Below are 23,624 nucleotides of genomic sequence, written 5' to 3'. Positions count from 1 at the left end.
TAAAAAGTGATGTGAACATGCCACCCTCCCCGGCCACAGACCACCCTTGCATATAAACGACCTCCAGAGACTGGTATGGACGCCAGATCGCTTCCCCTGGCAACCCACCCTTCAACAAAGGGCGCGATCCTGGCTTAAAAGCGCGATATGAAGGTGTCCGGGATCGACGATCACAGGAAAATGCGCTCTTCTCATTGGATGACCGATAATCCCGCCAGGTTTTGCAGCCCGGGGCCTGTGGAACGCAGTGACGGGTCAGTTGTCCTCTCTGCAAAAGATTTTGCCGGCATCAATAGTCCGAGCACCTGGAAACCCGGCGCCTTCCAGCGCTGAAAAGCGTGTGAGACCAAAACACCCCTGAAACGCCAGAAATTAAATATAACGCGCCAGGGCGCCCCCCTCAACCCTGCGGAACAGTGCCCTGGGAAGAGGATCATAAACCATATGTTGCTATACATTTGTCCGGGTGATGATGGTCTGCCAGGGGGCGGTGCGGGAAGAACAGCGCGAGGTGAAGAGGGATTCAGACGGGATTTTTTGGAGATGACCATTTCTCAGGCTCTCACCGAAACCTCCTTACTGGCAATTCCAGATCAATACAGTTCCAGAAGTTGGCTTCACTCAACACAGGTTATCAGCGAGTTCTTCCAAAAATCTCCGTTTCGCTCCCTGGCACGGCCACCGGAGATATCACCCCCTCTCGAGCGGCCGGGCGGTAGTGATCAACCGCAAAAAGACGTTTCGCGCGATGGTTATTTATGGGTATCAAACCGCGAGCGACCCGGTTTGATGGACTCCATAATGTGAGATTCACCCTTCATAAACCATATCCTGGTTGAAAACCAGGTCTCTTATGGAATCACAGCCAGACCCGACGCGGAAAGTCCCGATCTATCCCCCACTGGTTGGTCTGGAAGAACTGGCGGAAGAATAAAACTCCCCTCCCCTGTCCAGACCAGCCTTATTGAAATAGCAAAACCAACAAGAGGATAGTAAAATGGATGACCCTGAGAACCTCAAAGACCCGAACCGCTACCAGAAATTCAAGAAGGTAGACGGTGCCACCTATAAGCGGGTCAACCAGTTCCTGCGCAAGCACACCTACATCACCGCCCGCGAGTGGGCTATCGCGCGCCTCTGCGCGGATTTCAAGACCTCCAGCGGCTCGGAGATGACATTCATCGGCGAGAACCTCCCCAAACTCTGCCCGTTCATGGTAGACACATACACCCCGCAAGCGGTCAACCAGGCACGGAGTTCGTTCAAGAAAAAGGTGAAGAAAGCCGGCGCCACATTCTTCTACGGCGCCATGTGCGGTTTCTTCACCGCAGAAGAACTCGATGAGATCCTTTTTGAGGCAAGCGAGGTTGCCCGGTTCCTGCTTGAGGTTGAGGGGACAAGCCTGAACCTCGATGATGAGATCGATATAGAGGACAGGATCACTGAAGTGATGCGTGGCGTGGCTGAGGCGGCCTCGGTCATCCTGAAGACCAGGCCCGGCCAGGAAGGTGATCGAGGTGCACAGAACGATGAAGAGGAGGAGATGAGATGAAGGTCATACAGGTCGTTGGCAGATCAAACGCCGGTAAAACCACGTTCATAAAGAGCCTGATTGTGGCGCTCTCTCCCCACGGGCCCGTGGGCGTGGTCAAACACCTGGGGCATCACGGTTTCTATATTGAGCCCGGGAAGGACACCACAGCATACTATGAATCAAATGCTGCTATATCCTGCGGCGTCGACGAGGAGAAGTCGGTCTTCATCTCGCAGGAGACCGATCTCAACAGCGCCCTCGAGACACTCTGCAACGCCGGCGTCAGGTATGCCATCCTGGAGGGGTTCAAGGCACGGGTGTTCCCGCGGATCGTGATAGGCGACCTTGAGTGCGAGAAGACCCTGCTGCGCGACCCCTCTGTCGGCGACGTGGTTGCCGCGCTCGATAGGTTCGAGGATTACTACACCATGGAAGGGCTGGTCAGAGAGCTCAAGCACGACTGCGGGGTCTCTCATGCGGGGTCAATCCTCACGTTCAGCGGTATCATCAGGGAGCGGACAGATGAGGAGCGCACCAATAATGACCTGACAGAGAGAGTCCAAGGAGAGATCGAAAGCCTTCCTGGCATCCTCGGCGCCCGGGTTTATCACAGGAGAGATATAATCCATATCGCTATACTTGCAGAAGAGGGGCAGGAGGCGTTTACAGCGGCAGTGAGTGCCATCGAACGGCTGAGACAAGAACTGAAACTACCTGAGGAGTGATGGATGAGATGCAAAAGACGAAACGTATGTTTGGGACAAACGGTGTGCGCGGAGTGACCGGAGAGACGATGACGCCCATGCTCGTCTATAAGATCGGTGCCGCGCTTGGATCGATGAGAAAGGGGACGATCGCGGTCGGCAGGGACACGAGAACGTCCGGCGAGGCTCTGAGCCACGCCCTCAAGGCCGGGCTCCTGATGACCGGCTGTGACGTGCTGGACCTCGGCATCCTCCCGACCCCGGCGCTGCAGTACATCATAAGGACCGGCCGGTTCTCCGGCGGCGCCATGATCACCGCATCGCACAACCCGCCAGAGTATAACGGTGTAAAGGTGATCGAGCCCGACGGCACCGAGATGTCCGATGAGGAGACCATCAACCTCGAGGAGAGGTTCTTTGCCGAAGATTTCGATCTTGCCGCGTGGGACGCGGTCGGCAGGGAGAGCGCCGTCCCCGATATGCTTGAAGACTACATCGAGGCCATTGCATCCCACTTTCCTCCCGGCATCGGGGAGGGGATGACCGTTGTCGTCGATCCGGGTTCAGGGCCGGCGGCGCTCACCACCCCGATCATCCTCTCCAGACTGGGCTGCAGGGTTCATACGATCAACGCCCGTCTCGATGGCACGTTCCCGGGCCGAATGCCCGAACCGAGCCCCGAAGGCCTGCAGCCACTCGCAGAGATGGTCGTTGCCACCGGCGCCGATTTCGGGGTCGCCCACGATGGCGACGCCGATCGGGCGGTATTTATCGACGATAGAGGGCGATACGTCGAGGAGAACTGTGAGTTCGGGCTGATCGAGGACTACATCTGCTCGAGGAAGAGAGGTGGGGTCATAGTCACCCCGGTTGCCACGTCCAGCCTGATCAGGGAGATCGCGGAGAGGCACGGTTGCAGCGTCGATTACACGCCGGTGGGGAGCATCTATGTTGCAAGAAGGATGATCGAACTGATAGCCGCCGGAAAGGATGTCGTCTTCGGGGGCGAAGGAAACGGAGGTCTGATCTACCCCGACCACCAGTTCTGCCGCGACGGCGGTATGACCGCCGCCATGATGGTTGCAGTTCTCGCCAGTCATAAAGGAAGAAGACTCTCAGGGATAATCGACGAACTCCCTGCATACCACCTGATCAAGGAGAAGTACCGCACAAAGGAGCCCCACACTCTCGTTCGCGCCGTCGAGGAGGCATTCTCGGGGGAGAAGATCGAGAAGATCGACGGGATAAAGATCCTGAGAGAGAACGCGTGGGCGCTGGTGCGGCCATCGGGCACAGAACCGATGGTCAGGATAATGGTCGAGGCAAAGGATCCGCGCGTTGCAGACGGTCTCTACCAGGAGATCGCGCAGGTTCTGGCGAAGAGAGTCCCCGATGCCGGTGCACCGTAAATGCGGCGGAGAGGGCGGGGCAGTGAGTTGTGATTGCCGATGGGGACCAGAAACAGGATTTCAACAGGGTCTTCACGTTGGCGGCAGAGAGAGGATCTCTCCCTCTGAGAGTGTATGAAGGGGGAATCGCCCCCTGGAGGAGGGGCTCGCCGGGGAGGGTGTGGAACATCCCCCTTCCCTGTCGCTCGCGTGTCACTGCGACACTGTTTTAACCTCTGGAAACACCCCTACCACCGGCCGCTCCGCTACCTCCTCCCTCTTCAGCATCTCACCCGGCGTCGACCCCCCGTATCTCTATTCTCCGTGGGATGCCGTCTCGCAAAAACCCCGGCCACCCCGGATCCGGATGGGCGCGGCGGTTCGCGGCGAAGTTACCACCCCAAATCCGTCCATGCAGAGGTTTATCAAACCGGGAAGCAGGCTACTGGTTTGATGCCCGCATTTCAACAGCAGGTATATTGAGAAAAATATTTTACCACTGAGATATACCTGTCATTAATCTCCATGCAGTCCGGACATTTTAGTTACTAAATTGCCCATAACGTGAAATATTATAGAACATCAGGAAATAAAATTTATATAGAGGTGCAACAATCCTATTGCTTGGTGATGGGGTGTGCAGGGTATACCACGGGAGGCCGCTGGATAAGATGGATAAGAGCATACCGATAGAGGAGAGGGTAAAATCCGCCGTAACCTCCGGCAACCCCCTTGAACTCAAAGAAGCTCTCCGCGAGATCTCGACGACACGCACACGGAAAGGAAAGCAGCCGCTCTATGCGCAGGTGAACGCCGCTATCACCAGAGCGGCTTTTGAGAGAGGAGATCCACGTATACTGAACCTGATCACCGAACCGACAGATGAAGAGGTTATCGAGGCATCCCGCCGCGCCATAGCCCGGTACATCGATACCGCAGACGAAGCCTGGTTTTCTGCCGTATTTGCCCTTGCCGGCAAGCTCAACCGCAAAGGCCAGCAATCAGCACTGCTCGCCAGGATCTCACGTGACCTTGTTCTTCTCGCAATGGATACGGGGAAGAAGCAGTACATCGAGACAGCGCAAAAAACCCTCGAAGCCATCAGCATCCGCAAATACCGCTCGGAGATCCTATCCGAGACCATCCCCCTGCTGATCCACTACGGCGAGGAGCATCGCAACATCGAGATCCTGCATGGCGTTCTCGCAATGCTCCCCGAGATCAAAACCCTTTCAGAGCGATCCAGGCTCCGCGCTGGATTGGCCCGGGCGATTGCCGCCGTTGGTATGGTTTCGGATGACCCTGACCTCCTGATCCAGGGGCTATCTGTTGCCGCCGGAATAGACCAGAAGGTCCAGCGCATCAGCACCATCTCCGGTATCGTGAACGCCGCCTGGAGATCTCCCCTCAAAGCAGAGATCGCTGATATAAAGAATATCCTGGACTCGCTTCGCAAGACCCGGCAGGAACGGCTGGCAGAGATCGTGGCGAGACTGACCGGAGAACTCCTCGACCACCACCAGGACAGGGAAGATGCATACAGACAGGTCGTGGAACTTGCCGCTAAAAACCCCTGGACAGCCAGGATAATCGCCCATGAACTCCTGGCCAAGGCGGAGCGGAGTGGCGATGGATGGTTCTTTGAGAAGGTGTTTGAGTTTGTCGCCCGCAATGAGAACAGCACCCTGCCACCAATCGAAGGTATCGTCAGCGCCGGGATCACCATCGCCACCAGGAGCGGCAACCCGGCTGTTCTCCATAACATCCTGCCGCTGGTAGATGACTGCAGCGATAAGGCAAAGGCCGCCACGCTTTACCACCAGATCAGCGAGACTCTATACCGGGTGGGCGACTTCCGGCAGGCGGTTCTCGTCCTGAAGAAAGCGGGTAACCCGCATGAGACCCCGGCGTTGTTCAGGACCAGCATCAAACTGATCATAGAAGGTATCCACCGCAATGAGATAGGGTTCATACGCGAGAACCTCCTCGCCGGAGAGGGGACCGGGATCGCCGACCCACTGATCCAGCAGGCGGTGACCGGGTTCTGCAGGGAGTGCAGTCTCGATGAGGTTGCCGGGCATATGCCGGCCATAAAGGAACTCGCAGCGGTGCACCAATCACAGGACAGGCTCCTACTCGAGTGCGGCAGCATTCTGCTCGAGCGCGGTTTCGTCCAGGAGAGAGGGCCTGCTGCACTGCTGGACCTCCTGAACCAGATCGTGGATCCGGGTCTGCGTGACGAGGCGTTCTCAAAGATCGCAGTTGAGATGGCACGGATCGGCGCCGCCAGGAACGACCGCCGCCTTCTCCAGGACTCAACCGCTCTCGCCTGCGAGGTCGTGGAACAGAAGAGGCGGGCCGGTGCGCTTGCCGATATCGTGAACCACGTGGCCGCGCTTGCCATCCGGGAAGACGACCCCGACCTGCTCCAGAGTATGCGGATCCTCTCGACATCTCTCCTTGCGCCTGATCAGTGTATGGCCACGATCGAGAGCATCGTCCAGGGACTGGTCACCTATGGCGTCAAGCACCGTTCACTCCAGGCGCTTGATGAAGCCGCCCGGACCCTGGTTCAAAACCCTGATCCCCACCTACAGCACCTCCTCGAGACCCTCATCGAGGGTTACATCCGGGTCGGTTGTACCCGGATCGTGGACTGCCACTCCGGTGTCATACCGGGGTCATTTGAGGGTATCCTTGAACCCTTCGAGACCGCGCTCACCCTCCTGAAGACGGGGGCACCGCCGTCGGAGATCCAGATCAGGATAACAGACTGCATCGATATCATGCTCAAACAGATGCAGGACTCCAGGGATGCCGTCCTTGTGATCCCTATGGCTCTGTTCTCGCTGGAGAACGAGAACGAGCATGAGCGGACCGCGATGATCCAGAGGATCCTCACGCCCTTCACAGAGCAGACACAGGAGTTTGACTCCGCCAACCCCTATGATGCGACGGCGTACCTCCTTGAGGGGATCGATGGGGCTACGGCTTCACCCCCCGTCCTCGACCTTATGCACCGCCTCTTCAAGCACACAGCCGATCTCTATTCGCGCTACTCCGGCATCTACCGGGTTGCAAGCGCCTACCTCGTCCTCGGCGAGGCAGAGCGGGCCGAGAGTATCATAAGGAGGCTCCATGAGACGATCGATGAGATCCCTGACCCGGCGGTTCGTCTGATCATGCTCTCCGACCTGGCAGGTCTTATGGCCGCACTCGACCACAGAGCGGCCAGAGACTACCTCGCTGAAGCGGAAAAGATGGTTGGGTCTGCAGGAGAGGAGAGGGAGGATCTCGTCAGAAAGCATCTGGTCTATGCCTTCAGGGAGATCTGTGCTGCAACCGATGGGAAGAAAGACCTCGATTGGGCCATCGAGCAGGCCCGGAGGATCGAAGACCCGATCGACCGCGTGGACGCGCTTTCGGCGGTCTATGATATGGCCGACGAACCTGCGGTGAGAAAGGAGGTCGTCTCGATGATCTGCCAGGCCGTAGCAGGCATACCCTCTGTTTACGCCAGACTCCCGATGCTCTTTTATGCGGCGCGGTTTGTCGGGAGATCCGGCGATGAGGATGCGATCGAACTGATCCTTGAGAGCATGGAGAGAACCGCCGGTTCCATCCGGATTCCGTTCATCACCGCCATGACGCAACTGCGGATGGCCGGGATGCTTTACCACCTCTACCGCACAACCGGGAGCATATCCGCCATGGAACGGGCAACCGCTATCGCCTCAGCAATCGAGGATGAGAGAGTCCGCTATATCCTGATGGTCCAGAACGATAATCTCGCGCCCAGGTCATGGGATGGTACGGTCTATGGCAGCGTCCTGGACTTCCGCGAGCGGTTGCGGCGTGGCGACTGCACCAGAAAGGATATGGCCGCACTCGACCGCGCGATAGGCGCAGCGCCCGACCGGATGAAGAGGGCGATCTATTACACCGAGGTCTACGTCTTCGCCCGTGACGCCGGGCAGCACGAGATCGCAGAGAGGATGCTTCGCTGTGCACTGGATGAGGCTGGCAAGATCAGGCCTCTCTCCCGGCGGGCGATTGCGCTCGGAGATATGGCCTGCCGTCTCCATGCGGCGCGTTACGAGGACCGCGCTGGCAATCTTCTGGATCTGGCGGTGAACGAGGTGCTGAACATCCGTGACCGGGCAACACGAGAATCGATATATGACGAACTGGATATGTCCATAGGGATCATTCAGGAGTACTGGCTGTGAAGACGATCGAGATCAGCGTTGCAGGACGGGTTCAGGGTATCGGTTTTCGCGCATGCGTCAAAAGGATCGCCACCAATCTCGGTGTCGTGGGTGAGGTGATGAACCTCCCGGACGGCAGGGTGCGAATTATCGCAACCGCCGAACCGGGCATCCTGGATAAGTTCGTCTCCATGCTCTACAGTTGCCCGCATGTCATAATCAGGGAGATCGTCCAGCGGGAGATCCCGCTGGTCAACTTCTCAGAGTTCAGCATCCAGCGGAGCGGTTACTACCTGTAGAGCACCTGAAACCCGGCATTTGAGAGGAGGGCGTCGCGCAGGATTCTGACCTGGGCATCAAGACGATCCTGATCGATGGAATCGCGGAGTGCTTCGCTCAGCCGGTTCACAATAGCCGGATCGAGGTAGCACCTCTTCTCCCCGCACTCGTAATCGTCAGTGGATACCTCCTCCCCTGCAAAGCGAAGGACGACCCGGTCTATCATTGAGGCTTTCTGCGGTTCGATGAGGTCATACACCAGACCACCGGGGCCTTCATGGAGCATGCCCCGGTCGGGATTGAGGTGCGCTCCGACCACCGAGACGCAGCAGTTTCCATACAGCATCGCGTAACCGAGCGAGAACATTGTGTTGACGGGATCGGTGTGCGGGGGAGTCGTCCTGCGCCGGAACCCGAGTTCAGGCGGGACGGTGCGGGCCAGGATCTCGTAGTACATGTCGGTGGTGAGGCGCGAGAGCCTCCGCAGTTCATCCATCGTGACCGAGATCTCGAGCTCCTCCCTGACCTGGTGGAGGAACTCGAGTTCCCCTGCATAAAATATGGCCTCACCGCCGCCGCGGTCAGAGAGTTCTCCAAGGAGGAGGAGCCTGGACTGGAGAGCGGCCATGGCAAGCGGCTGGGCAAACCTGTGTGGTGCGGCCCGTTCCTGGGCAAGCCTTACAGCCTCGTCCGGCCGGTAGCCGTATGGGTAGAGATAGCCGACGGGCGTGCCGTCGATATCGAAGAACGTGATTGCAGCGCCGGATTTGAGGAGGTTTGTCACCGCCGAGGTATGGAGGGTATGCCCGCCGACGATCAGGAGGTGGCTCACCCTCTCAAGAGGGTAACGAGAGGTCTTGCTCCCGCGTGATATGATGACCTCCTGTGTCGTTGCCTTGATGTGCCCCCCATACCCGAATACAGGGAGCCAGGTTCCTGCCTCTGTCATCGACGCACCCCGGAAAGGAGTATTGGGGAGTTTTGGGTGATTAATGCATCGATTGGCCGGATATGGAAGGTGTTTATGGTGCCCGGCGGGTAGTAGCGCATTCTAGTTAACTTAAGGTAGTTAATTAACTGTAAAATATTTACGTACGCCGGTTCCAGTCTAAGTCGTTGCTTTTCCGGAATAAGTCCGGGGAAGGGGATGACTTACGAAAGGTTGATTCCATGAACGAAAAGCCGAAAAAGATTCAGTACGCTCTGTTCGTACTGCTGTTATGCTCACTGCTGGTGCTGCCGGCAGTCGGGGAGACTCTTCCGGGCGGGAACGTGAGCCCCGGAGATGGTATAGCGAATACCAATCCTGGCCCTGAAGTGACATCCACCGATGAACCGACAGCAACCATCGGGGAAGATCCGGAGGGGACACCAACGGTTGAACCGACAGCAGCCACCGGGGAAGAGCCGGAGGGGACACCAACGGTTGAACCGACAGCAGCCACCGGGGAAGAGCCAGAGGGGACACCAACGGTTGAACCGATGGTGACGGCCGAAGAAGAACCGGATGACGAATCCATCGGCATCCTCTCTGGCGAGACCGTCCTTTTCAACGGAACGGTTGCGCTGGATAACGGCACTTTCGAGTGCACCGCTTACAACTCCGGAGTGACCTACACCGTCAGCAACCGGACCCCGCTTGGCGCCCTCCAGAAGGTATCGGAACAGAAGGGTTTCACCTACAACGTCACCGACAAGCGCTGGGCAGATGATAATAGAGTTCTCCTGCTAGATGATATCGATGGCTACCTCTACATCAAAAGAACGGCCGAATGGGCGTGTTACGTCAACGGTGTATTGAAGGACGGTTACGAGAGTCAAAGCGACGCCATCAACGTCGTCGCCCTTGCCGAAGGTGATGAGGTTGTCTTCTGCTACGGCAGTGACCCGACGCCGGAGACCGCAACAGCGCTGATCACGATCACCGTGGGTCTTGAGGACTCCGATGAGACACCTCTCGAGCCGGCCACCTGGAGCGTCAGCCTCATCGGTGCACGAACGGAGGAGGTCGGCCAGGACTACTTTGAGGACGGGGTGAACTGCGGACATGTCGCCACATACACCGACGATAACGGTGATGCCTGGAGCGGGATGCCCCTGTGGTACCTCATCGGCCTTGTCGATGACGATCTGAGGCACGGCCCCGGCGCTTTCAACGACGACCTCGCCGCAGAGGGCTACTCGATCAAGGTCACCTCAAGCGATAACTACTCTATCAACTTTGATAGCGCAAGCATCGCGAGGAACGATGGCATCATCGTCGCAAACACCTTAAACGGCGAGTCGCTCCCGGAGACCATCGGCGATAAGAACAAACCCTGCTGGCCGCTCCAGCTCATCGGTCCCAACGTGAGTGCCGGCCAGAAGATCGGCGGCATTGCCGAGATCGAACTCATCGGCCTCTCCGAACCCTCCGAAGGCTGGGAGATCACGCTTTCCGGCGCTTTCAACCGGACACTCACACAGGCCGAGTTCGAGGAGGGTGCTGAATGCCACGGCACGAGTTACACCGATAGCAGCGAACAGGTCTGGACGGGTATCCCGCTCTGGTATCTTGCAGCCGTTGTAGACGACGTGGCGACCGGGAATCACTGGACGCTGAACGACACACGGGCGGCGGCGGGCTACACCGTGCGCGTGAGCGCGGCCGACGGCTTTTCCGCCACTTTCAACAGCGCCGATATCGCCCGGAACAACTCGTTCATCGTTGCAAACAAGATGAACGCAGCACCGCTCACCGAGGATAACGGCGCCCCGCTGAAACTTGTCGGGCCTGGCGTGACCTCCGGAAAACAGAGGATCGGCAGCATCGCGTCGATCATCCTCGAGGGCCTCCCCGACGAGGTCACCGAGTCGGAGTGGACGCTCAGCCTGGAGGGGCCAAAGGTTACGGACCTTCTTACGAAGGAAGAGTTCGAAGCGTGCGGCTACCACACGAAGACCTACAACGACGGCGTGAGCACCTGGAGCGGCGTCCCGCTGAAGGTCCTCTGCGGCTGGGTCGATGATGACGTCATGCACGGTTCAGGAGCCTTCAACAACGCGCTTGCCCAAGCCGGTTATACCGTGATCGTCTCTTCGGGCGGGGATAACCCCTACAGCAAGGAGTTCTCAAGCCAGGATATCCTGACAAACCCGAACAACTACATCGTTGCAAACATGGTCAACGGCACCCCGATCACCGGGAGCGCCTATCCGCTCCGCCTCGTCGGCGAGGGGGCAACCGGGAGCAAGAGTATCGGGAACGTCCAGCGTATCCAGCTCGTCGACTTCCAGGAGCCGGAGGAACCCCCGTCCATCCGGGTCGTCCGCTACGCCTCGGACGGTGTGACCGTTGTAAACGAGACGACAAAGACCATCCAGTGGATGGAAGCAAATCTGGACGTCATCGGCGGGGATAACGGTGTTCGACTCAGGTTCCAGGGCCCAACCTTTGATCCAGATGACCTCTGGAACCCTGCAGAAGACATCAACGTAGACCCCGCCAAAGTCGATAACGTCGTGAAGGGAACGGCGATCCGCGACCTCTGCGACCTTGTCGGCGGCGTCCCCGAGGGTGGTGAGATCGAACTCATAGCCTCCGACGGCTACAAGGTCAAACTCAACTACACCAACATCTACGAACCGCTCGAACGTCAGGGCGAGGCCATAGTCGCCTGGTGGGCGGAGGGGCGGGGCTACGTCCCCGACTACAGTGACGGCCCGCGCCTCTTCTTCAACACTTCAGACGGAATCTTTGGAAACGACGACATGCGGACGTGCCTCGCCGAAGACTACTGGCACTACTACTGGGACAGCGGCATTCAGTATCCCTCGGCCGCCGGTGTATCCAACAAAAATATCGCGACCATCGCTATCAAGCCGGGTGCACGGGAGGACTGGAACCTCATCCTGACAGGCGCCATCACCGACACCATCAGCCGGTCCTACTTTGAGTCGGGCAAAGCCTGCACGATGGGCGGGCACGGTGCCACCTGGACGGATGATGAGGGGCGTGTCTGGTCGGGGATGCCGCTCTGGCTCCTATGTGGCTGGGTTGACGATGGAAACAAGCACGATTACGGCACAAACCCATTCCGTGACGATCTCGCGGCGGCGGGCTACAACGTGACCGTCATCGATTACGGCGCTGACGGCACAAAGGGCACCGATGACGACTTCTCCGCCACATTCAACAGTTCGTTTGTTGCGCGGAACAACAACATCATCGTCGCCGACGAGATCGACGGCGCCCCGCTTCCAAAGGATGGCAAGACCTGGCCGCTCAAACTTGTCGGCTCCGCCCTGACCTCCAACAAGCAGAGGGTCGGGAGCATCGATGAGATCGTGCTCACCGGTGTGCCGGTCGTCGAGGAACCCCCGGAAGCCAACGCCACGATCAGCCTTGAGGAGGGCTGGAACTTCATCTCCACGCCGAAACGGCTCGTGGATGGCTCAGACACATTCGCGGCCATCTACGGCAGCGTCGATACCGCCGGCCACTCCATCCTGCTCTACGACGGGCTCACACAGGAGTGGAAAGCAGCGGCCTCAGCCGATGCCTTCAAGCCGCTCGATGGTGTCTGGGTCTATGCAAACGAGACCTGTACAGTTCCCCTGACATTTGCTCCGGCCGGACCTGAAACCCCGCCAACAAAGGACCTGGGCGAGGGCTGGAACGCGATCGGGTTCACCGACACCGTTCCCGAGTCCGCTGCAAACACCCTGCTCTCTCTGGGCGATCACTGGACAACCCTGATTGGGTTTGATGCAGAAAGCCAGGAATACGAGGTCTCGATCATCCGGGGCGCCACCGGCCGGCACGGTGAGGAACGCACGATGGAGCCTATGCAGGGCTACTGGGTCTACATGACCGATGCCGACACGCTTGCTGCAATAGGTGCTTGAGGATGAAGTGTATGGGGTTGAAACAACACGGTATCGTGCTCCTGCTCCTCCTCGGGCTTGTCGCCGGGGCAGCGGCAGCAACGGAGGGATCTCCCCCCGTTCTGCCGCATGAGTTCTACGGGAAGGTGATGATAGGCGGATCCGCGGCACCGGCAGGGACCGAGATCACCGCCACGATCGATGGAGTGGAGTGCGGTTCTGTCGTGACCGTGGAGGCGGGACGCTACGGCAGTCCCGACCCGAGCCTCGGGAACCGCCTGATCGTGACGGCAGCCGCTGACCAGGAGGGGGCGTCGATAACCTTTCTGGTCAACGGGAGGGTTGCCGCCGGGACTGCAAACTTCACCTCCGGTGCGGTAACAGCCCTCGACCTGAACGTTGCCGCGGAGGCCACACCCACCACGCCACCTGGCGGCAGCACCGGCGGCGGTGGGGGAGGGGGAGGTAAGGGCACCTCCGGTTCACCTGGATCAGAGGTTGTTTACGAACCCGGAGCCCCCACCGCCCCGGTGATCTTCACAAAAGAGGCCACCCTGACCACATCGACCGCAGGCGTGCTGCTCGAACCGGTGGTGGTCAGGACGGAGGACGAGGTTGCTGCATTGACGATACCTGAGGCTACAACCGCCCTTGATGCTGGAGGCAACCCTCTCACCTCTGTCACATGCACAAAGGTCGACCCCGCGGAAGTCCCGCCGGCGCCACCCGGCGCGACTCTCGCCATAGCCCTTTCATGCGGCCCTGACGGCGCAACCTTCGACCCGCCGATCAGCCTCACCTATACACTCCCAGAGGATGAGTGGGCGAGGATCGACGAAGGGCTGAAGCCGACGGTCATGTGGTACAACCCCGATAGCGGGGAATGGCAGGAGATCGCGGCGACGGTTGATCCCGCGACCAGAACCATCACGGCTGAGGTCTCGCATTTCAGCATCTTCGCGCTTGCGTGGAGATCCCCCGAGGCCACACCATCGCCTGAAACGGAGGCTACACCTGTACCTGAAGGAGAGCCGGCTGCGTTCCCGGTCTGGGTGATCGGAATCGTTATCGTCCTCGTCATCGCGGTTGCAGCATACGTCCTTATGAGGAGGAGATAGTCAGAGGATTTTAATTTTAGTTCAGGAGAGGAGAATTGTGATACCCAAAAATTCAATCATGCACCGGGCGATCATTGCGCTCTGCCTGCTGCTTGCGCTGGCAGCACCTGCTGCCATGGCAGCGACAACCGAACTCCACATCGTCAGGTATGCAGCAGACGGCGTGACCATCCTAAACGAGACAACGGTTGACTACACCTGGCTTGAGGAAAATCTCCCCGTCCAGGGTGATGGTGTGACACACTACTACCACCAGGGCCCCGTATTTGAGGGGGATAAGTGGAACCCCGAAGAGGATACAAACGTCCTTGAAAAGGATATGGGCGCGGTGAAGGGGACCGACCTCAAGGATATCTGCGACCTTGTCGGCGGGATGAAGGAGGGCGAGACCGTCAGGATCAAGGCATCCGACGGACTCTCAAGGGTGTTTCCCTACCGAAACGTCTACGAACCTGAACCCCGCCAGGGGCCGATGGTCATAACATGGTACCACGATGAAGACGGATACGTCCCCGACTACCGTTCGGGCATGCGTCTTGTCTTCTTTGCAGATACCTCCACAAACCCCGACGGTGTCCACGCTTTCGGCGTATGGGACATGCACGAGTGCTTTGACGAGGAATACTGGTACTTCTACAGCGGTGAGTATCCAACAACAACCGGGCTCTCCGTCCAGTACATAAGCAAGATCCTCATCTACAGCAATGAGGAGCCTGCCGGGAGTGTCTATGTGTCCTCGATCCCGGCCGGCGCGGCGATCTACCTTGACGGTATCGATACGGGGCTGCAGACCAACGCGACCCTGGAAGATGTTCCTGTGGGTGAGCACACGATCGAACTCCGGCTGTCAGGATACCAGAGTGTAACCATGAGCGTCACCGTTGAGATGGATGAATGCAGTCGTCCCGATCCGGTTGTGCTGACACCGCTTCCTCCTGAACCCGACATCGTGATCAGCCTTGAGGAGGGCTGGAACTTCATCTCCACGCCGAAACGGCTCATGGATGGCTCAGATACATTCGCGGCCATCTACGGCAGCGTCGATACCGCCGGCCACTCCATCCTGCTCTATGACGGGCTCACACATGAGTGGAAAGCAGCGGCCTCAGCCGATGCCTTCAAGCCGCTCGATGGTGTCTGGGTCTATGCAACCGAGGCCTGCACAGTTCCCCTGACCTTCGCTCCAGGCGGTCCGCAGGTTCCGCCAACAAAGAGCCTGGGCAAAGGCTGGAACGCGATCGGGTTCACCGACACCGTTCCCGAGTCCGCTGCAAACACCCTGCTCTCTCTGGGCGATCACTGGACAACCCTGATCGGGTTTGATGCAGAAAGCCAGGAATACGAGATCTCGATCGTCAGGGGCGCCACCGGCCGGCACGGTGAGGAACGCACGATGGAGCCTATGCAGGGCTACTGGGTCTACATGACAGGAGCCAGGACGCTAGCTGCCATCGGCGCATGATGCTGGAAAACCGGGGTGCATGTCCAGAACACACCCAATCTTTTCCATTAGGGGGTTAGCCGGCACCCCCATTTTCATCGAGACGCTGGAGAAAGAGCATGTCATCAGACCACTATATCAGACACCCTGCGATCCTTGCGCTCTGCCTGCTGCTTGCGCTGGCAGCACCTGCTGCCATGGCAGCGACAACCGAACTCCACATCGTCAGGTATGCAGCAGACGGCGTGACCATCCTAAACGAGACAACGGTTGACTACCGCTGGCTTGAGTCAAACCTACCCATCCAGGGTGACGGTGTGACACACTACTACCACCAGGGCCCCGTATTTGAGGGTGACCCCTGGAACCCCGAAGAGGATACAAACGTCCTTGAGAAGGATATGGGCGCGGTGAAGGGAACCGACCTCAAGGATATCTGCGACCTTGTCGGCGGGATGAAGGAGGACGAGACCGTCAGGATCAAGGCATCCGACGGACTCTCAAGGGTGTTTCCCTACCGAAACGTCTACGAACCTGAACCCCGCCAGGGGCCGATGGTCATAACATGGTACCACAATGAAGACGGATACGTCCCCGACTACCGTTCGGGCATGCGTCTTGTCTTCTTTGCAGATACCTCCACAAACCCCGACGGTGTCCACGCTTTCGGCGTATGGGACATGCACGAGTGCTTTGACGAGGAATACTGGTACTTCTACAGCGGTGAGTATCCAACAACAACCGGGCTCTCCGTCCAGTACATAAGCGAGATCCTCATCTACAGCGAGGAGGAGCCCACTGGCGGCATCCACGTGAACTCAACCCCATCCGGGGCACCCATCTTCCTGGATGGTGAGGATACGGGGTATGAGACACCATACACCCTCACCGGCATCGAGGTGGGGAGTCACTCCGTCGTGGTTGAGAAGGAGGGTTACGTCCAGCCCGATGAGAGGTGGGTCATGGTCGGGGCAAACCAGATCACGGAGGTCGAGTTCAACCTTACCCCCATCACCGGGAAGATCGCCGTCTCATCCGTCCCGACCAACGCCAGCATCATCCTCAACGGCGAGGCGACCGGGCTCTACACCGACACCGTCATGGAGGAGGTGCCGGTCGGAGAGCACACGATCGAACTTGTGCTGCCGGGTTACCGGAACGCCACCCGGACTGTTGTGGTCGAGGAGGACGAGTACAGCATTCTGGATCTCGTCCTCATCCCCGTAAACGAGAGCGTGCCTGAAACCCTCCCGGAGGCATCGATAAATGCAACGCCGGGCAACGCCACACAGTTTTCGCTGCTCGGGCCGTTTGAGTTCCGCGGGAGGGTTGACGTTCTCCCGGCAAACATCTCCACCACCGCCAACGGGAGCGTGGTGAGTTACCGCCTCCCTGACGGGGCGAAGGGGCGGGGTTACATCTACATCGATAACAGGAGCGCCGGTGAACCGGAGTTCGAAGGGGTCAACCCTGACCGGCGATACACCACCGCGGCTGCCGCGACGTTTGCCGCAAACCTTACCGGTGAGAACGGCACCACGTTTACGGCACATTGCCCGCCAGGTGTCATCCCCGGCGGTCTCCTCCTGACAGCGGAGGTGGACGAGAACGCATCCTCCTTCATATGCTGGATAGGCGAGGGGCTCCTCATCCCGGATGGAGAGAGTTCTGTTAGGTTTGAACCGGCGCCCGACCTTTCCCGGGTCTCTGCCGCCAGGCTGCTGATCGTGGGTACCGGTAATATCACCGCCAGGTTCAACGGCCACAGCATAACCGGGATCCCGCAAGGCGAACCCGCGATCACGGAGTATGACGTGCTGGCCTGCCTGAATGAATCATCAAACGAACTCCGCCTGGAAGGAGAGGACGCGGTGATCAGGGGCGTCATCCTCAGCCTGACCACCACCGACGGTATGCCGGAACCCTCGCCACCACCGGTAGAGGCCCGGAAGTCTCTTATCGAGAGGCTACTCGGATTCCTTTCCGGGATCTTCGGGTTCTCAACCGAAGAACCGGAACAGAATACCACGATAGATCTCCCCGAGGTTGAGGAGACCACCGTCCCCGAAGAGGCACGACCCACCCCGACTGCGACACCCACAGTGAATCTGGTCGTGAAGAACCACTCGGGCGGGGTTTACATCACCTCATATCCGCCGGGGATGACGATCATCGTGGACAACAAAAAACTCTCGCGCCAGACGCCCCGCGTTATCTACGGCCTCCGTGAGGGGCTGCATACCATCCAGGTCGAGGCGAGCACAACGTATCCAGGGCAGGAGGAGCCCGGTTACCGGTTTGAGACCGTCCAGGCCTGGGTCTACCCGGACGCTATCGCGCCCGTCCATCTCGATGGCGTGGCTCCCTCAAGCAGAAAGACCGTCCGGGTCGAGTCTGAGGCCTACAGGGGTGAGAGGTTCACCTTAAACGGCCTCTTTCGCGCCGGCACCATCCCTGGCGAGGGGGAGGTAGAGGGGGTATGGGGCTGGGCAACCGTCGTGCACGAGGGACGCTACCTCTCCTCCTCCCTGCCCGCGCCGGTTGAAGACGGTATGAGATTCGTGATCGAACCCTGGACCGGTGAGACCGTATCCCTCAGTGTCAAGTCGAACCCGCCAGGCGCGCTTGTCTTCATCGATGGTTTCCCCACAGATGAGAGAACCCCCTGCCGGATAGATGGACTCTCGCCAGGGCGGCACCGGATTCTGGTCTCGATGCCGGGCTATCTCCCCGCTGACGATGTGATCACGATACCGGAAGGCTCGAGGAACGGCGGCGTCATAACCTGCACTCTCCAGGAATACACCAGCGGTGACCTCCTGGTCGAGAGCAACGTTCCTGACGCCAGGATATACCTTTACGGGCGCTACACCGGCGAGAAGACCCCGCATACATTCACCGGGATGAGCATCGGCACATACGACGTCCGTGTGGTCTCTGAGAACGATTCCAGGACCGTCGAAGATGTGCTTGTGAAAGCGGGGGCGACGACCCGGTGCCTGGTGACCCTGGAGGAGTGAGTGAGAGATGAGACGTTACTGCACTTTACTTGCAACTGCGACGGTTGCGCTGTTGCTCATTCAGGCAGCGTCAGCCGGCATCGTGTGGGGGCCCTATGTCACCAACACCACCAGCAACTCGGCGGTGGTCTCCTGGAAGGCAACCGGCGATACCGCTGGATGGGTGGAGTACGCCCCGGTCGAAGGCGGCGAGACCAACCGCATACCCTCATCCGGGACGGAGGGGGGTATCCGGCACGCCCACCTCAGCGACCTCTCCCCGGCAAAAACCTACCGCTACCGTGTGGTCAGCGGGAACGAGACAACAGGAGACTGCAGGTTCAGGACGTTCGGTGACCTGGAGTTTACGTGTATCATATACGGCGACACCCGCGGCCAGAAACCCCTCTTCACCCAGGCCGACCGGCACCGCCTTGTGGCAGAGAGGATCGCCGAAGAGGAAGAGTTCCTCTTTCTACTCCACACCGGGGACTTTGTCTGCGACGACTCCGAGTGGGATGAGTTCTTCGCTGCGGCAGGAGAGGCGCTCAGGAAGACAACCCTGGTTCCGGTGGCAGGCAACCACGACGGCACCGCAGAGGCGTTCTCCAGGATCTTTGCCGTCCCCACAGACTATTCCTTTGATGCTGGAAGCCTCCACGTGACCGTCCTCGACAGCAATGATCGCGCCTGGGCGGATATGGCGAACCGGACGGCCTGGCTCAAGGAAGACCTCAGATCCCCTCTGCCACGAAAGATCGTGGCGTTCCACCACCCGCCGTTCAGCGCCGATCGGAAACGCCCGGGCGGTGACCTGGGGATCAGGGCCGAGTGGGCTGAGATCTTCTCGGAGAATGGTGTCGACGCTGTCTTTAGCGCGCACACCCATGCTTACGAGCGCTACAGCGTGAACGGCACAGAATATTTTGTTATCGGTTGCGGTGGCGCCCCATTCTACCCGCTTGCGGATGAGAAGCCTGAGGGATATCGAATGGGGTGCGAGGAGACGCTCGGCTACCTCCGGGCGAGAGTCAGCCCTGAATCGATCATCATAGAGATGATACCGGTTGCAAAGGTTATTGACGATGAGGTTGTGCTCTACCCGCGGGGTTTTGTCATTGAGACGGTCCGCCTCCCGGCGGGGTGGTGGAGCGTCTTCCCATCAGTTGCAGGTGTAACAAGACTACCAGAATTATGGAGATGATGGATTTGCATGCAGAGATCAGACGGATTCTGCTCGCGCTCCTCTGCGTGAGCATACTGGTGATCGGCGCCGTATCAGCGGCACCGACGACCGAACTGCGGATAGTAAAGATCGGTGCCGACGGAGTCACCATCTTAAACGAGACGACGGTCGACTACCGCTGGATGGAAGAGAACCTCCCGGTCCTCGGGGACGGTGTGACCCACTACTACCACCAGGGCCCCGTGTTTGAGGGGGACAAATGGGACCCGAACGAGACGACCAACTTCAAGGACAGGGGGGCGGTTAAGGGGACCAACATTCGCGATCTTGCCGAACTGGTCGGCGGCGCCGGGCCCGGTGATGAGATCATGGTGAAGGCGGTCGACGGCTACCACGTCGAGTTTCCATACGAGAACGTCTACGAACCTGACCCACGCCAGGGCCCAATAGGGGTCTGCTGGTACAACGGCGGCGATCCTGAGGTCGGCGAGAGGCAGGGGACAGGCTACGTTCCGGACTACTACACCGGGATGAGGCTTGTCTTCTTCGCGGACAACTCCACCAACCCCGAAGGGCTCCACGTCTATGGAAACTGGGACATGCACGAGACGCTCCCTGATGCCGCCCAGCACTTCTACGACGGTCTCTACCCCTCGACAAGCGGTCTTACGGTGAAGTGGGTGGATGAGATCAGGGTTTACACCGGTGGCTACCAGGGTGAGAAAGGAGCCCTGGCGGGATCCCTCACCACCCCGGCGGGGACGGCTGCCGAACCAACAGAGGCCCCGCTCTCCCTGCTGGTGACGGTTCTCGCGGTCGCTGGAGCAGCGATCCTCTGCGCCAGGAGAGGAGGGGCGTGATCCCTGTGCGCCGCAGGGCATACCCCACCCTCCTCATACTGGTCTCCATCGGCCTTCTGGCCCTCGCGGCCGGATGCCTCGGGACGGCTGAGACTGACGACTACCCGCCCTGGAACCTGACGCTTCTTGGCGATACCGAGATTGTGCTCAGCCTCGATGAGATCAGGGAGATGGACGCCGTCGAGGGTTACGGGTATGCGGTCTCCACGGTCGGGATCAGGTACGGCCCGAACCGTTACCGGGGGGTGCTCCTGACCGACCTGCTCGGTATGGTGGGCGGGGTCGGAGAGGACGATCTCGTCTACGTCTCAGCGCCGGACGGCTACATGTGGGTCTTTGATGCTGCGCAGGTGAGGGGTGAAGAACTCTTTACTTTCGATGAGAACCTGCACGAGATCCCCTCTCCGCCGCTCCAGGTCATCCTGGCCTACGACTGTGACGGGAAACCCCTGGCCCACGACAACGGCGGCCCGCTCAGACTTGTTGTCATATCAGAGACGCCTGACGTCATCACCGAAGGGAGCCCCTGGGTGAAGTGGGTCGATAAGATCGAGGTCAGAAGAAGATGAGCCGGAGTGCAGCCTTCCTGGCGGTGCTTGGCCTTCTCATCATCCTTGCAACCGCTGCGGGCTGTACGTGGTCAGATCAGGAACGCACCGTCCTCAAGGTTGTCCCGGCCGGGAGCCTTCTATACCCGTTTGAGCAGATAGAGGCTGAGTTCGAGAACCAGCACCCCGAGATCGACGTTCAGCTCGAGGGGCACGGGAGTATCCAGGCCATCCGGCAGGTGACCGACCTCCAGCGGCCCATCGATGTCGTCGCAGTCGCCGACGCGTCCCTCATACCGGACATGATGTACATCCCGATGGGCAAGGGCGAAGAGGACTACACCGACTGGTACATCCCCTTTGCCGAGAACGAGATCGTGATCGCCTACACCGACCGTAGCAGGGGTGCAGACGAGATCACGCCCGAGAACTGGTACCGCACCCTGGCCAGGCCGGAGGTGCGGGTGGGTTTCTCAAACCCGATGCTCGATTCCTGCGGTTACCGGGCGCTTATGGTGACAGCGCTTGCAGAGGATTACTACAACGAGCCAGGGCTCTTTGATGAGATCATCGGTGGTGCATTCGATCCCCCGATCAGGCCTCAACTTCAGGACGGGATGATCACAATAAACCTCCCCGAACGGATGAGACCCGCAACAGAGAAGGTTGCCATACGGGACGGGAGCATCTACCTCCTCTCCCTCCTTGATGCCGGCGGGATCGACTACGCTTTTGAGTACCGGAGCGTTGCCGAGGAGCACGGGCTCCACTGGATCGACCTTCCCCCCGAGATAAACCTCGGTTCAGCGGAACACGCCGACTATTACGGAAAGGTGCGCGTGAACCTGGGGTTCCAGCGGTTCCAGTCCATCGGCAGCGAGCGGATCGGCCAGCCGATAGTATACGCGATCACCGTTCCGCGCAACGTCCCGCACCCGGAGGAAGCGCAGATGTTTGTAGAATTTGTTATCGAGGCGTTCCGTGAGGAGAGAGCCGGATGGCCCGACCCCCTCAGCCCGGAGATGATGGGTGTCAGCGTGTAGCGTGCCATCCATTGACAAACCTTTTCCGCACTGCCCCCAAACCTAAAAGAGAGACTGCGCCCGGCGGTGCGGCTCTGGCATCCCGCCGGGGAGTAGCGCCGCCGGTAGATGGGAGAGAGCCCCTTCTGCCGGCAAAAGACCGATGGGATACCAACTATGTTCTGGAACAGGGCGATGGAGACGATCCGGGGCGACGAACTTGCGGATCTCCAGATTAAACGGCTGAAGTGGTCACTGCACCAGGCCGGGAAGACCGGACTATACCAGAGAAGGATGAAAGAGGCTGGCGTCTCGCCTGACGACATAAAGACGCTTGAGGACGTGGAAAGACTTCCTTTCACCACAAAAAAGGATCTCCAGGCCGGATACCCGTTCGGGCTCTTTGCCGTCCCCCTGAAAGAGGTTGTCCGGATCCACACCACATCCGGGACGACCGGGAAACCGACTGTTGTCGGCTACACCCGGCAGGATCTGGAGAACTGGTCGGAACTGATCGCGCGAAACATGACGATGATCGGGCTTGGAGAAGACGACATCTTTCAGAACGCTGTCAATTACGGGCTTTTCACAGGAGGGCTCGGGTTCCACTACGGCGCCGAGAAGATCGGGATGACCGTGATCCCGAGCGCAACCGGGAACACCCGCCGCCAGATCGAGATGATCGAGGACTTCGGGGTGACCGCCATCCACTGCACCCCCAGTTACGCCCTCCATCTCGCTGAGGTGGCAGAATCGATGGGAAAGAGCCTGGATACCCTCAAAACAGGAATATTCGGGGCTGAACCCTGGTCAGAGAGCATGAGGGGCGAGCTCGAACGCCGTCTTGGGCTGAAAGCCTACGACAGTTACGGGCTCTCGGAGATGTACGGACCCGGTGTGGCGTTTGAGTGCCCGGAGAGGGACGGGCTCCATATCTGGCACGACTCTTACCTGGTTGAGGTCATCGACCCCGCGACCGGGGAGCGCCTCGATCCCGGGGAGCGGGGCGAACTTGTCATCACACCGCTTGTCAAGGAGGCGATGCCGCTCATCCGCTACCGTACCGGCGACATTACTCGATTGATGGATGAGGACGGCTGCGCCTGCGGCCGCGGCCAGAAGATCGAGCGGATCACCGGCAGGTGCGACGATATGCTGGTCATCCGCGGGATCAACGTCTTCCCCTCCCAGATTGAGCATGTACTGCGTAGCCTTCCCGAGGTCGGGGATCAGTTCATGGTATATATCGACCGTGTAAAACATCTTGATGAGATGACGATCGAGATAGAGATGAGCAAGGTCTCGTTCTCCGGCGAACTTCAGGACCTCGCCCGCATCCAGAAAAAGATATCGACTGAGCTTCAGAACACACTCGGGCTGCGGACAGCGGTGCGACTGGTGGAGCCGGCGTCTCTGCCGCGGTTCGAGGGGAAGGCAAGACGTGTCATAGACCGGCGGGGGAATGCCTGAG

Annotated in this window: 15 protein-coding genes; 14 read left to right on the top strand and 1 reads right to left on the bottom strand. The window is 59.2% G+C overall.

Annotated features, from left to right (window positions below; all coding sequences use genetic code 11):
* Positions 1–997: 997 nt before the first annotated feature.
* From R6Y96_RS06235 to R6Y96_RS06215, 5 genes are all read left to right on the top strand, one after another.
* Complete coding sequence (locus tag R6Y96_RS06235) at positions 998–1,552, top strand: DUF5806 family protein (protein WP_318620372.1); 555 nt, start codon at positions 998–1,000, stop codon at positions 1,550–1,552.
* Positions 1,549–2,259 (top strand): molybdopterin-guanine dinucleotide biosynthesis protein B, encoded by a 711-nt coding sequence (gene mobB / locus R6Y96_RS06230; protein ID WP_318620370.1) that lies wholly within the window; start codon positions 1,549–1,551, stop codon positions 2,257–2,259. The genes R6Y96_RS06235 and mobB overlap by 4 nt, the downstream gene beginning before the upstream one ends.
* 8 nt (positions 2,260–2,267) lie before the next feature.
* A complete protein-coding gene (glmM, locus tag R6Y96_RS06225; RefSeq protein ID WP_318622495.1) occupies positions 2,268–3,647 on the top strand; it encodes a phosphoglucosamine mutase in 1,380 nt (459 codons plus the stop codon).
* 650 nt (positions 3,648–4,297) lie between these two features.
* Entirely contained in the window at positions 4,298–7,855 is a 3,558-nt protein-coding gene (locus R6Y96_RS06220; protein WP_318620368.1) for a hypothetical protein, read from the top strand.
* A complete protein-coding gene (locus tag R6Y96_RS06215) occupies positions 7,852–8,133 on the top strand; it encodes an acylphosphatase (RefSeq protein WP_318620367.1) in 282 nt (93 codons plus the stop codon). The genes R6Y96_RS06220 and R6Y96_RS06215 overlap by 4 nt, the downstream gene beginning before the upstream one ends.
* On the opposite strand, the gene cas1 is transcribed toward R6Y96_RS06215, so the two are convergent.
* On the bottom strand, positions 8,124–9,062 hold the full coding sequence (cas1, locus tag R6Y96_RS06210; protein ID WP_318620365.1) for a CRISPR-associated endonuclease Cas1: 939 nt from the start codon (positions 9,060–9,062) through the stop codon (positions 8,124–8,126). The two genes, R6Y96_RS06215 and cas1, sit on opposite strands and share 10 nt — an antisense overlap.
* Positions 9,063–9,430: 368 nt before the next feature.
* On the opposite strand from cas1, the gene R6Y96_RS06205 reads away from it, so the two are divergent.
* From R6Y96_RS06205 to R6Y96_RS06165, 9 genes are all read left to right on the top strand, one after another.
* Entirely contained in the window at positions 9,431–13,000 is a 3,570-nt protein-coding gene (locus R6Y96_RS06205) for a molybdopterin-dependent oxidoreductase (protein WP_318620363.1), read from the top strand.
* Between the two features lie 11 nt (positions 13,001–13,011).
* The gene (locus tag R6Y96_RS06200; RefSeq protein WP_318620362.1) at positions 13,012–14,097 is read left to right on the top strand and encodes a hypothetical protein; all 1,086 of its coding nucleotides are present in this window, start codon (positions 13,012–13,014) and stop codon (positions 14,095–14,097) included.
* Between the two features lie 58 nt (positions 14,098–14,155).
* Entirely contained in the window at positions 14,156–15,559 is a 1,404-nt protein-coding gene (locus tag R6Y96_RS06195; protein ID WP_318620361.1) for a PEGA domain-containing protein, read from the top strand.
* Positions 15,560–15,657: 98 nt separating this feature from the next.
* Positions 15,658–18,558 carry a PEGA domain-containing protein gene (locus tag R6Y96_RS06190; protein WP_318620360.1) on the top strand — a complete coding sequence of 967 codons (2,901 nt, stop codon included), beginning with the start codon at positions 15,658–15,660 and terminating at the stop codon, positions 18,556–18,558.
* 7 nt (positions 18,559–18,565) lie between these two features.
* Positions 18,566–19,741: a metallophosphoesterase family protein gene (locus tag R6Y96_RS06185; protein WP_318620359.1), complete on the top strand. Its 1,176-nt coding sequence runs from the start codon at positions 18,566–18,568 to the stop codon at positions 19,739–19,741.
* Positions 19,738–20,583 (top strand): argininosuccinate synthase, encoded by an 846-nt coding sequence (locus R6Y96_RS06180; RefSeq protein WP_318620358.1) that lies wholly within the window; start codon positions 19,738–19,740, stop codon positions 20,581–20,583. Before R6Y96_RS06185 ends, R6Y96_RS06180 begins: the two co-directional genes overlap by 4 nt.
* Positions 20,580–21,152 (top strand): molybdopterin-dependent oxidoreductase, encoded by a 573-nt coding sequence (locus tag R6Y96_RS06175; RefSeq protein ID WP_318620357.1) that lies wholly within the window; start codon positions 20,580–20,582, stop codon positions 21,150–21,152. Before R6Y96_RS06180 ends, R6Y96_RS06175 begins: the two co-directional genes overlap by 4 nt.
* A complete protein-coding gene (gene wtpA / locus R6Y96_RS06170) occupies positions 21,149–22,174 on the top strand; it encodes a tungstate ABC transporter substrate-binding protein WtpA (protein WP_318620356.1) in 1,026 nt (341 codons plus the stop codon). Before R6Y96_RS06175 ends, wtpA begins: the two co-directional genes overlap by 4 nt.
* A gap of 156 nt (positions 22,175–22,330) precedes the next feature.
* Entirely contained in the window at positions 22,331–23,623 is a 1,293-nt protein-coding gene (locus R6Y96_RS06165; protein ID WP_318622494.1) for a phenylacetate--CoA ligase family protein, read from the top strand.
* The last annotated feature ends 1 nt before the right edge of the window (position 23,624 follow it).

Origin of the sequence: Methanoculleus receptaculi, assembly GCF_033472595.1 — an archaeon.
GTDB classification, from domain to species: Archaea; Halobacteriota; Methanomicrobia; order Methanomicrobiales; family Methanoculleaceae; genus Methanoculleus; species Methanoculleus receptaculi.
The sequence above is the reverse complement of the archived record's forward strand: the minus strand, read 5'-3'. Positions and strand labels throughout refer to the sequence as shown.